Source organism: Pseudomonas sp. MWU12-2029 (assembly GCF_023242425.1).
Classification (GTDB): domain Bacteria; phylum Pseudomonadota; class Gammaproteobacteria; order Pseudomonadales; family Pseudomonadaceae; genus Aquipseudomonas; species Aquipseudomonas kribbensis.
This window is the reverse complement of record NZ_JALJDY010000016.1, coordinates 80,766-92,776: the sequence shown is the minus strand read 5'-3', so window position 1 is coordinate 92,776 and position 12,011 is coordinate 80,766. Positions and strand designations below refer to the sequence as shown.

Annotated in this window: 10 protein-coding genes; all 10 read left to right on the top strand. The window is 58.2% G+C overall.

Going from position 1 to position 12,011, the window contains the following annotated elements:
• On the top strand, nucleotides 1-4,621 hold a 4,621-nt coding region (locus M5B44_RS27775; protein WP_248741211.1), incomplete at its 5' end, for an RHS repeat-associated core domain-containing protein.
• The gene (locus M5B44_RS27770) at nucleotides 4,618-4,950 is read left to right on the top strand and encodes a hypothetical protein (protein ID WP_134826548.1); all 333 of its coding nucleotides are present in this window, start codon (nucleotides 4,618-4,620) and stop codon (nucleotides 4,948-4,950) included. The genes M5B44_RS27775 and M5B44_RS27770, both read left to right, overlap by 4 nt.
• A gap of 67 nt (nucleotides 4,951-5,017) precedes the next feature.
• Nucleotides 5,018-5,281, top strand: a complete 264-nt coding sequence (locus M5B44_RS27765; RefSeq protein WP_248741210.1) for a PAAR domain-containing protein — start codon at nucleotides 5,018-5,020, stop codon at nucleotides 5,279-5,281.
• 136 nt (nucleotides 5,282-5,417) lie between these two features.
• Nucleotides 5,418-5,813 carry a hypothetical protein gene (locus M5B44_RS27760; RefSeq protein ID WP_114882430.1) on the top strand — a complete coding sequence of 132 codons (396 nt, stop codon included), beginning with the start codon at nucleotides 5,418-5,420 and terminating at the stop codon, nucleotides 5,811-5,813.
• Nucleotides 5,814-6,061: 248 nt separating this feature from the next.
• Complete coding sequence (locus M5B44_RS27755) at nucleotides 6,062-7,114, top strand: isopenicillin N synthase family dioxygenase (protein ID WP_248741209.1); 1,053 nt, start codon at nucleotides 6,062-6,064, stop codon at nucleotides 7,112-7,114.
• A gap of 27 nt (nucleotides 7,115-7,141) precedes the next feature.
• Nucleotides 7,142-7,951, top strand: a complete 810-nt coding sequence (locus M5B44_RS27750) for a MetQ/NlpA family ABC transporter substrate-binding protein (protein ID WP_248741208.1) — start codon at nucleotides 7,142-7,144, stop codon at nucleotides 7,949-7,951.
• Nucleotides 7,948-8,748 carry a methionine ABC transporter ATP-binding protein gene (locus M5B44_RS27745; RefSeq protein WP_248741207.1) on the top strand — a complete coding sequence of 267 codons (801 nt, stop codon included), beginning with the start codon at nucleotides 7,948-7,950 and terminating at the stop codon, nucleotides 8,746-8,748. The genes M5B44_RS27750 and M5B44_RS27745 overlap by 4 nt, the downstream gene beginning before the upstream one ends.
• Nucleotides 8,745-9,416, top strand: coding sequence for a methionine ABC transporter permease (locus M5B44_RS27740; RefSeq protein ID WP_263860305.1), 672 nt, complete (start codon nucleotides 8,745-8,747; stop codon nucleotides 9,414-9,416). Before M5B44_RS27745 ends, M5B44_RS27740 begins: the two co-directional genes overlap by 4 nt.
• An 8-nt stretch (nucleotides 9,417-9,424) precedes the next feature.
• Nucleotides 9,425-10,981 carry a sugar ABC transporter ATP-binding protein gene (locus M5B44_RS27735; RefSeq protein WP_248741206.1) on the top strand — a complete coding sequence of 519 codons (1,557 nt, stop codon included), beginning with the start codon at nucleotides 9,425-9,427 and terminating at the stop codon, nucleotides 10,979-10,981.
• Nucleotides 10,974-11,999, top strand: coding sequence for an ABC transporter permease (locus M5B44_RS27730; RefSeq protein ID WP_248741205.1), 1,026 nt, complete (start codon nucleotides 10,974-10,976; stop codon nucleotides 11,997-11,999). The genes M5B44_RS27735 and M5B44_RS27730 overlap by 8 nt, the downstream gene beginning before the upstream one ends.
• Nucleotides 12,000-12,011 lie beyond the last annotated feature (12 nt).

Sequence of the window (12,011 nt, the reverse complement as noted above, 5' to 3'; positions counted from 1 at the left end):
ACCTCAAGTTGCGATCGTTCCACTCAATACCGTTGACATCAAGGATGTAGGACGTGGCGCTGCGGTTTTTGACGCATGGCTGCAATCGATCAGTGGTGGTGTGGTTACTTTGGATCGCATCAAGAATGTCGCGGGGGCCTTGCCTGTCATCGGTAACATCATGGCACTGGTCGATGCCTTGGGTGACATTGTAACTCTGGCCAAAAGCAAGCAACGTGAAGTGCTCGACTGGGTCAGTCTGGGCATCAACTTGATCGGTGTGCTGCCGGCACCGCCGACAATGGCTGCAGCTCGTATGAGTTTGCGCCCGACGCTGTTCCTTGTACGTCAGGAGTTACGCAATAGCGCCAAAATGCTGTTGGGTGATTCGATGATCGAGGTGTTGGTCGGGCATTTGAACGCCACAATTGTTGGTACCATCGATGACTTTGTAAAGCAGGCCCAACCCAAGCTTGCGGGTATTCTCAACGATGCGGGCGAACTGGGTCAGAGTGCAATTACCGAAATCGCCAAAGGTCTGGAGACAACGGTCAATGGCAATCTCAACGCTAAGGGTGATGTTCAGGCAGCCAGACAAAAGTTGAGCGCCGCAGGCGATCAGTTGCTCAATGATCCGAAAGCTGCGATCAGTAATATTTTTGGTGCAGCATTCAGTGCCTATAAAGCAGCTGGAAAAGGCGTAGCCAATAGTGCGGCGAAGAACCTTCTTCCGGAGCAAGCCAGGCAGTTAGTGATCAAACACACCACTTCGTTAAAAGCGCTGGGTCCAGAGTTGCGAAGCCAGCTGAGTAAATTGGCCGACCCTGGCACACGGCATTCAATCGGTTGGTTGATTCAGGTATTGAGCGGCGCTGTCACCAGTTTTCGCAAACGTCGTGGACACGGGCAAAGTGCAGTCCTCAAGCCAAATGCAACCACCCAAGCCAAGCATAAGGCCGGCGAAGGTCGTCTTGAAGCCAGCAGTCGTCAGGCACCGGCATCAGCGAATTGCAACAGCTGCAAAAACGGCGTCAAGGCAGGTACCGGAAACAGTATCAGCTTCGCTTTGGGGTCAGAAAGCCTCAGCCATGTTGACTTTCGTTTGCCTGGACCGTTTTCGATCGAGTGGGTGCGTACCTATAGTTCACGACTCGACGCTTACGATCAAGGTGAAATGGGCGCTCGGTGGATCACTGAATTTACGACGCGTCTGGACTGTGTCGACGAGGGGTTGCAGTTCCACGATATAGATGGCCGTAGTCATTTCTTCCCTTTACCGAAAGTCGGACAGTTTCATTACGACGCGATAGAAAACATCACGCTGGTTCGAGTAGATGAAACTGAGCTGCTGATATGCCGTGGCTTCGAGCGACGAGAGTCCTATGTTCGAAGTGGACAGCGTTATCTGTTGAGTGGCGTTGTCTTGCGTAGCGGTGCGGGTATCAAACTGCATTATGAGCACCGCCATGGGGACACGCCTGTGCTGTCCGACCTGATGACATATCAGGGCGATGTTACGAATGTCCTCACGCATATCGGCACAATGATGGATGAGCACGGGCGCCTTGCGGGGTTCTGGGAAATTTGCGAGGGTCAACCAGAGCGTCAACTGTGTGCGTATCAATACGACACCAACGGTGACCTCATTTTGGCTCAAGATGAGAATGGCGCAGTCTGGAATTATCAGTATCAACACCATCTGATCACACGCTATACGGATCGAACCGAACGAGGCATGAACATCGAGTGGCTTGGCCAGGGACCCGATGCCAAGGCCATTCGGGAATGGGCGGATGATGGCAGCTTCGACACCCGACTGGAATGGGACGAAAACATTCGTCTGACTTACGTGACCGATGCCCACGGAAACGAGACCTGGCACTACTACGACATCCTTGGCTACACCTATCGTATTCGTCACCCCGATGAGCGTTCCGAGTGGCTGTTCCGGGATGACGCAAAAAACCTGATCAGGCACGTGCATGCCAATGGCAGCACAGATCGTTATAGCTACGATGAGCGAGGTAATCTCCTCGAACATATTCGAGCCGACAACAGCGAAGTGCATTTCGCTTACGACGATCAAGACCTGTTGACCAAGATCAGTGATGCCGAGGGCGGACAATGGCAACACGGCTTTGATGATCAAGGCAATCTCGTCGAGACCACCGACCCGCTAGGGAACAAGACCGAGTACGCCTACAACGCGGCGGGCGTACCAGTCGCTATCAAAGATGCCAACGGAAACGAAAAAACCCTTGAATATAATGACCTTGGACAATTGGTCAAATACACCGACTGCTCTGGCAAGAAGAGTGCCTGGGAATACAACTCGCGTGGGCAGATGGTTTGTTTCACGGGCGCCTGCGGTGAAAGCACTGAATACGAATACCATGCAGGCCAGTTGGTACTGATCAGACATCCCGACGGTACCGAAGAGCGATTCGATCGTGACGCAGAAGGCCGGTTACTTGCGCATACCGATGGCCTCGCCCATTGCACTACCTGGCGTTACAGCACCGCAGGTCTGGTGATTGAACGAGTTGACGCAACTGAACAGATCCTGCGTTACAGCTGGGACACGTTGGGTCGGTTGACCGGGCTGGAAAACGAGAATGGTCGCTCCACGGTATTTCGATATGATTCGCTTGGACGTCTGTTGGCCGAAACAGGCGTCGATGGTCGTACCTCTCACTATCAGTACGATCTCGAAACCGGGCGTCTGGCACGCATCATCGACGGCGAGCGAATAGTTTCATTCAGCTATGACCCGATGGGGCGAGTGACAGGGCGTCAAGCCAGCCAGGGGGACCAGGTACAAAGTGAGGCATTCGCCTACGATGGTAACGGCAAGATGGTGTTGGCCGAAAACGCCGATAGCCGCCTGCAGTTCTTTCATGACCCAGCCGGCAATCTTCAGCGCGAGCACCATCACTATCTTACATTGGAAAAACCAGCCGTCGCCGTCTGGCGGCACGACTACGATGCGTTGAATCAACGTGTTGCGACCCTTCGTCCCGACGGGCATCGTGTCAGCTGGCTGACTTATGGCAGTGGTCACCTGTTGGGTATGCGGCTTGATGATCACGAGCTGGTCAACTATGAGCGCGACGACATGCATCGAGAGGTGGCTCGCCATCAGGGCAACCGCCTGGTGCAATCGCAAAAGTGGGATCCGTTGGGGCGCCTGCAGGAGCAGTTGATCGGTCGGAGCGATGACAAAGCGACCCTGCTCAAACGTGATTATCATTATGACGCTGCGGCACAACTTTCCGGCATCAATGATTCGCGTCGCGGTGCTCACACCTATCTCTACGATCCTGTCGGGCGGTTGCTCAGCGCGATGACTCGCCATGGTGAGGAAACTTTCGCGTTCGATCCGGCGGGCAATCTGTTGGAGAACAAAGCCACAGAAATGCGCGGGCCGCTGGATCTGACCCCACAGCACAACAAACTGGCCGACAATGTGTTGCAGGAGTACGCCGGCACTCATTTCGAGTATGACAATCGTGGCAACATGATTCAGCGCTGGAAAAGCGACAATCGCAGCCAGATGAAATGGGACCTGTTTGATCGCCTCGTGCATTTCGAAGACAACCGCCTTGCGGTGGACTTTGCTTATGACGCGCTGGGCAGGCGCCTTTACAAAAAATCCGTTGCACACTTCAAACGCCGGCCGGAGGCGGGTTCTCAGTGGAATCGCAATGAATATTGTCGCGTACAGCGTGAACAGGGTTGCGGTTTTACGCTCTATGGCTGGGACGGTGATAATTTGGCCTGGGAGAGCAGCCCGGATGAAATGGATGGAACACCCGGTCGGACGATTCACTACGTTTTTGAACCCCAATCCTATGTTCCTCTGGCGCAGGCAGTACGTCATGTATCGATAAACCTGTCTGAAGTGCCTGAGTTCAATGGTGAATACAGTCTGGAAAATGACCCGGTCTGGAACAACGAATCCATCGCGACACCGTTTGATACGTTGGCCTGGTACCAATGCGATCATTTAGGAACACCACAGGAGCTGACGGATGCTCAGGGACAGATTGCCTGGAGTGCGCAGTACAAGGTTTGGGGTGTTGCCACGGAACAGCGTTCAGAATGGGCCCGACAACACGGGATCAAGAACCCGATAAGATTCCAGGGTCAGTATCATGATCATGAGACCGGTCTGCATTTAAATCGCTATCGATACTATGAACCCGAAACAGGACGCTTCATCAGCAAGGATCCTATTGGCCTCGCCGGTGGCTTGAACCTGTATCAATACGTGCTCAATCCATTGACTTGGGTTGATCCGCTGGGTCTCTCGGCCTCTTCGGATCTACCTCGCATGAAGGGAACGAGCACCCGTCGCGCAGGAAGTACATTGACCAATGCCGGTTTCACAAAAACCAACGATAATGGCATCAATCAGAAGTGGAAGCATCCCGATGGGTCAGAGGTCAGGGTTCATAAATACGGGAACCAGAATCCTTGCCCTTACAAGTCAGGCAATAACGCGCATATACATAAAGAAGACCCCTCCGGCAATCAGCTGGACGATCGTGGGTCGGTATCCACCGACCCAAACAAAACACACATCGGCATGCGCAACCCTGCCGACCTACCGACTGTTCGACACAGGCCCCACGGATCATGAGTTATGAATACAAGGTGGTGTTCGACGACACCACCTCTGCCAGCAAGGTAATGAAGGAAATAGAGGACAGCGATGCATGCGTTCGCGCGCAACAGCCTGGCGACCTCTACCTGAAAGATCAGTCGCTCAACAGCAGTGCTGATTATGACGCTCGAGTGATCTATGAAAGTGAGAGCGTTCTGTGGCTTCAGGTCAATTTCAAATCATTGAGCCTGTACCAAACCATGCTCTCGGCGTTGGGCGACAGCGACTATAGATGTCTTGAGGATGGTGATGACGATGAAGAGGTGCCGCTCAAGGAAGCATTTCGCATCAAGGGCAATGCTTGAAGAACGCTTGAGTTTCTGAATTGTGCGTCAGTGCAAATAGACAGGCCATGGTCAAAGGAATGACAACATGAAAGACGCAATCCGCCTCGGCGACTCCACCACCCACGGTGGCAAGGTGCTCGAAGCCTTTTCCCGGACCGATCTCAACGGCAAGCCGATTGCCGGGGTCGGCCACATGGTCAGTTGCCCATTGTGCAAAGGGGTTTTCCCGATTGCCGAGGGCAGCAGCACCTACACCGTCGATGGCGTGCCCATCGCGCTCGACGGCATGAAAACCGCCTGCGGTGCAGCGTTGATAGCCAATGGACCCAAAGGGGCCGTGGTCAGTTAAATCCATATCTGTGCATTGATTGCCATCTCCCATGAAGCGGCCTTTTCGGCGCGTCGTTTGAACAAAACACGCTTCAACCAAAACAAGTTTCACCTCAAAAAGAGCTCAAAACGCTCGAACATTTAAAGGAATAAATATGAAGACCGCTTCTTTGATTCTTGCCATGGCAGCCGCGTTTGGCACCCACTCGCTCGCCCACGCCGAAGGGCAAGACGCCGCCACCCTGAAAGGGATTTACGACAACGGTCGCAACATGTCAGGCCTGATCAAAAGCTGTGTCGACAAGGGATTCCTGAAAGCGGACAGCACCGAGAACGCCAACAAGATGGCCGCATTCGTCGGCAACATGCCAGGTGATTTCGACAAGCGCGACGGCGACAAGAACGAACAGTCTGGCCGTAAAGGCGAAGTGTTCACGGATGGGGAATACAAGAGCCTGGAAAGCAACCTGCCGCCGAACCTCACGCTCAAACAATGGTGCGAGCAAGCGGATCAGGGCATGCGCGAAGGGCTGAAGCGCGTCGGTCTGTAGCCGTCAGCCCATTCAGGACCGGCTGCAACGGCAAGTCGATTGCCGCAGTCGGTCTTCAGGTCAGTTGAGCCCCCGATATACAGGCCTAAGCTAATGCAAAAAAGATATTTGTTCGGAGTTTTATATATCGTTTAGTTTTTATTCACAGACGAATCAAAAGCATCAAACCGACAGACCCCCGATTGCCATGACGGCACACGCTGAATCGATCACAGGCTCTTCAGGTTTGATTCACACGGGAGTGAATCATGCCGCATACCTCAAACATCACCGCGTTACCCATCCTCGACTTGTCGCAGCTCGACGGTACACCGCAGCAGCGCCAGGCTTTTCTCGATGACCTGCGCCACGCCGCACGCGATGTGGGTTTTTTCTACCTGACCGGCCATGGCATCGACGCCAATCTTCTCAAGCAGGTTCAGGATCACGCCCGCCAGTTTTTCGCCTTGCCCGACAGTGAGAAAACCGCTGTCGGCATGATCAATTCGCCGCATTTTCGTGGCTACAATCGCGCCGCTTCGGAGATCACTCGCGGCCAGCCGGATCAACGTGAACAGTTCGATCTGGGTGCCGAACGTGAGGTCTTGCCGCTGACGGCCGACAGTCCGCTGTGGGCGCGTCTGCAGGGTCCGAATCAATGGCCGCAGGCGTTGCCGCAACTCAAGCCGTTGCTGCTCGACTGGCAGCAAGCAATGACCCATATGTCGCTGCGCCTGTTGCGTGCTTTCGCCCAGGCGCTCGCGCTGCCGGAGAACGCCTTCGACCGGTTGTACGGCGACAAACCCAACGAACACATCAAGCTGATGCGCTATCCGGGGCAGTCCTCGACGGCGAGCAATCAAGGCGTCGGCGCGCACAAGGATTCGGGTTTCCTCAGCTTCCTGCTGCAAGACCGGCACGCCGGTCTGCAAGTGGAAATCGAAGAGGGACGCTGGATCGACGCGTTGCCACGGGACAACACCCTGGTGGTGAATATCGGCGAGCTGCTGGAGCTGGCCACCAACGGTTATCTGCGCGCCACGGTGCATCGCGTGGTCTCGCCGCCGGCGGGCAGCGAGCGCTTGTCCATCGCGTTTTTCCTCGGCGCGCAACTCGACGCGGTGGTGCCGCTGTACCCGCTGCCGGCGGTGTTGCTGCGCGAAGCGCGAGGCCCGGCGAGCGATCCGCTCAATCCGCTGTTCCGCGATGTCGGCTGGAACTACCTCAAGGGCCGGCTGCGTTCGCACCCCGATGTGGCGCGTCGGTTCTATGCCGACGCCTTGTTGCCCGAACCAGCGGCTCGCAAGACCGCAAACGCCTGATCCATCACTCGCTAAAGGATGCTCCCCATGTTGAAAACAGCAGGTTTGACCCTGGCCGTCCTCGGCGCGCTGGTGACTTCGTTCAGTGCTCAAGCGCTCGAGCCGTTGCGGGTTGCCGCCGACCCGGTGCCCCACGCGCAGATTCTGGCCTACATCCAGAAAATCGATCCGCAACTGAACCTCAAGGTGATCGAAATTCCTCAGGGCGTGAACTCCAACGAGCTGCTGGTACACGGCGATGTGGACGCCAATTACTTCCAGCATCTGCCGTACCTGCAATCCCAGGAAAAGGCCCTCGGCGAAAAGCTTGCGGTGGCGGCCACGGTGCACATCGAACCGCTGGGCATCTATTCCCACCGCCACAAAACCTTTGCCCAGGTGCCGGACAAGGGCACCGTCGCGGTGCCGAACAACGTCACCAACCTGAGCCGCGCGCTGTACCTGTTGCAGGACAACGGCCTGATCAAGCTCAAGCCCGGTTTCAATGACCCGGCGGCCGATCAGGCAACGCCCAAGGACATCGCCGAAAACCCGAAACACTTGAAGATCCTCGAAATCGAATCGCCGCAACTGCCCCGCGCACTGGACGACGTGGATCTGGCGGTGATCAACGGCAACTACGCGCTGGAAGCCGGGCTGGTGCCGGCCAGGGATGCGCTCGGTCTGGAGAAGGCCGAACACAACCCGTACGCCAATATTCTGGTAACCACACCGAAACTGGAAAACGATCCGCGCATTCAGCAACTGGCCAAAGACCTGACCTCGCCGCAAGTCGCCAAGTACATCGCCGAGAGCTTCAAGGGCTCGGTGATCCCTGTGGCGGATGCCAAGCCATGATCGTCGTCGAGCGGTTGAGCAAGACCTATCCGTCAGCGTCGTCCCCGGCGCTGGACCAGGTGTCACTGAGCATTCCTGATGGCGCGATCTACGGGATTCTCGGGCGCAGCGGTGCGGGAAAATCGACGCTGCTGCGTTGCCTCAATCTGCTCGAACGTCCGGACGCCGGGCGGATTCTGCTGGATGGAGAAGACCTCACCGCGCTGTCCGATCAGGAACTGCGTCGCCAGCGTCAGCGCATCGGCATGATCTTTCAGGGCTTCAATCTGCTGCATTCGCGCAATGTGTTCGACAACGTCGCGGTGCCGCTGGAAATCGCCAAGGTCGCCAAACCACAGCGTCATGAACGGGTTCGGGAACTGCTGGATCTGGTGGGTCTGAGCGACAAGGCTGAAGCCTTTCCTTCGCAACTTTCGGGTGGCCAAAAGCAGCGGGTCGGGATCGCCCGGGCTTTGGCGGCACGTCCGGCGTACCTGTTGTCGGATGAAGCCACCAGCGCCCTCGACCCGGAAACCACCGCGTCGATTCTGGAACTGCTGCGCGACATCAATCGTCAGCTCGGACTGACCATCGTGCTGATCACTCATGAACTGGACGTGGTGCGTTCGATCTGCGATCACGCCGCGTCCATGGCCAACGGAAAACTGGTGGAGGCGGGCCCGGTCGCCAGATTACTGGCGACTCCGGATTCCGCGCTCGGTGCCTCGCTGAGGCCAAGTTGTGGTTTGCCGCTGGGGCACGACGCGCCGGGCCTGAGTTTTCTGCGGCAATACGGCGTACGGGCGGCCCATTCATGAATCGAGTCATCGACTGGAATGAAATCCTGCAACTGGTGCTCAACGCCACCGGCGAAACCCTGTACATGGTGCTGCTCGCCGGGCTGTTCACGCTGTTGATCGGCCTGCCGCTGGGGGTGTTGCTGTTCATCAGTCGCCGTCAGGGTTTGTACCCGTTGCCCCGGATCAATCAGGCACTGGGCGCGATCATCAACCTCGGTCGTTCGCTGCCGTTCGTGGTGATGCTGATTGCCCTGATCCCGTTGACCCGTCTGGTGGTTGGCACCACGTTGGGCAGCACCGCCGCCGTGGTGCCGATCACCATCGGCGCCTTTCCGTTTTTTGCGCGGATCGTCGAGAACGCCCTGGACGAAGTCGAAAAGGGCCGCATCGAAGCGATCCTCGCCATGGGCGGTGACATCCGCCATGTGATTTTCAAAGTGCTGCTGCCCGAAGCGCTGCCGGCCCTGTTGGCGGGCGTGACCCTGACGCTGGTGATGCTGATCGGATTTTCCTCCATGGCCGGGGTCATCGGTGGCGGCGGACTGGGCGATCTGGCCATCCGTTACGGCTATCAGCGGTTCAACAACGAAGTGATGGTCGCCACCGTGGTGGTGCTGGTCATCCTCGTTCAGGGTGTGCAGAGCATGGGTGATCGACTGGTGCGTTCACTGGCTCACCGACGTTAAGGAGTTCTATGAGTGCGCCTGTCGCCGTGGCCTCCGAGCCGCTGATTTGTGTACGTGAGCTGAGCAAGTCCTTTGGCTCGAACCGTGCGCTGGATCGGATCAGCCTGGAGATTTTTCCCGCTGAAGTGGTGGCGTTGCTCGGCGCCAACGGCGCGGGCAAATCGACGCTGGTGAAGATCCTCGCCGGTAGCCAGTCCGCCGACAGCGGCGAGATTCAGGTGGACGGTCAGCCTCGGCAATTCAACTCGCCGCTGTCAGCGCGGCGGGTCGGGATCGTCGCGGTTCATCAGCAGATCAACGAGGGTATCGCACCCGGATTGAGCGTGGCGGAAAACCTGCTGCTCGATGAACTGTGCCGCCCGGACGGCGATTTCTGGCTCAACCGCAAACGCCTGCTGGAGCGCGCCGCGAATATTGCTGCCGGACTCGGGCTGGAGTTGCCGCTGGAGCAACCGATCGAACACCTCGGCCAGGCCGAACGGCAACTGGTGGTGCTGGCCCGTGCCTTTGCTCTGCAGCCACGGTTGCTGATTCTCGACGAACCGACAGCAGCGCTGTCGGATGCCGAAGCACAACGCTTGTTCGGTCTGATCGACACGCTGCGCAGCCGGGGTGTGGCGATTGTTTATATCTCCCATCGCCTGTCGGATCTGCAACGGCTGGCGGATCGAGCCATCGTTCTGCGTGACGGGCAACTGGCCGGTGAGTTCAGTGCGCGGCAACTGCCTCAAGCGCTGGAAGCCATGCTCGGCCAGGCGCTGGAGGCGCATGTCTACACGCCGCGAGCCGCAGGGCGCGAAGTGCTGAAACTGCACGACGTGAAACTGCTGCCACGCACGCAAGCGTTTGACCTGACCCTGCACGAAGGCGAAGTGGTGGTGCTGACCGGGTTGCTCGGCGCCGGTAAAAGCGAGATCGCCGAAGTGCTCTTCGGCCTGCGCAAACCGTTGTCCGGGTCATTGCAACTGGACGGCGCCGACTGGCAACCGGGCTCGCCGCGTCAGGCGATCCAGAGCGGCGTGTTCTTCGCCGCTGAAGATCGCGTCAGCCAATCGCTGGTGCCGGATTTTTCATTGCGCCGAACCCTGACCTTGCCGTTTCTCGAACGCTTCACCCGTGGCGGTTTCATCCGCAACCGCGCCGAAGCGGCAGCGGTGGAGGCGCAGGTCGCGGCGCTGGGGATCAAGACTGCCGGTATCGATGTGCCGATGAGTGCGCTGTCCGGCGGCAATCAGCAGAAAGTCGTGCTCGGTCGCTGGCTGCTCGGCGAGGGCCGGGTGCTGATCCTCGACGAGCCTTTTCAGGGCGTCGATGTACGTGCCCGACGCGAGATCGGCCAACTGCTGCGCGACAGCGCCGATGGCCGCGCCACGCTGGTGATCTGTGCGGATGTCGATGAAGCCCTGGAAATCGCCGACCGGATTCTGCTGGTACGCGATCACACGGTGGTCGCCGAGTACCCGCGTGCCGGTCTGGATCGCGCCGTTCTGGTCGCTGCGCTGGCCGGTGTCGATCCGCAGAATTCTTTTGTTCAAGCCGCGCCAAGGAGTAGAGCGAGTGCCTGATTCGAGTTCCCTGTTGTCATCCGCGCCGGCGACGTCCGAGCGCTTCGTGCAGGCGCTGATTCGCTATGGCCTGCTGTGGGTGCTGGCGTTGATCGTGGTGTTTTTCAGTGTGGCGGAGCCGGCGTTTCTGCGGGTCGGCAATCTGTTCAGCATCCTGCAGTCGGTGTCGATCGTCGCGCTGCTGGCATTGGGCGTGACGCTGACCATGGCCGTCGGCGGGCTGGATTTGTCCATTGGTGCGGTAGCGGCCATGAGCCTGATGATCGCCAGTTACGTGATGGTGGTGCTCGGCTGGGGAGCGCTGCCGGCGGTGCTGATCAGTCTGGCCGGCGGCGCGCTGGTCGGGCTGCTCAACGGCTGGCTGATCGTGAAGATGCGCGTGCCGGACATTCTCGCGACGCTGGGCAGCATGTTTCTGGTGATCGGTGTGCAGTTGATCCCTACGGGCGGGCGCTCGATTGCGGTGGGCATGACCCTGCCCAATGGCGATGAAACCGAAGGCGCGTTCAGTGCGCTGTTTCTCGCCCTCGGACGTGGACGGCTGTGGGACGTGGTGCCGGTTCCGGTGTTGATCACGGCGGTTGTCGCGCTGGCGGTGTGGCTGTTTCTCGAACGCACGCGCATCGGCCGGTTGTTCTACGCGATTGGCGGCAACGAGCAGGCGGCGCGTCTGGCCGGTGCGCCGGTGCAGCGCTTCAAGTTGCTCGCTTACGTGCTGTCGGCGCTGTTGGCCTCGCTCGGCGGAGTGTTGTTGGCGGCGCGGTTGGGGCGCGGCGATGTCAGCTCCGGCAACGGTCTGGTGCTGGATGCACTCGGCGCTGCGCTGATCGGTTTTGCCGTGCTCGGGGCGAAGAAGCCCAACGCGTTCGGCACGCTGGTCGGTGCGCTGCTGGTGGCCTCGTTGCTCAACGGCCTGACCATGCTCAACGCGCCTTACTACGCGCAGGATTTCGTCAAGGGACTGGTGCTGGTGCTGGCCCTGATGTTCACCTTCGGCCTCGCGCATCGGGCGCGTTGAGCCGGCTCATTG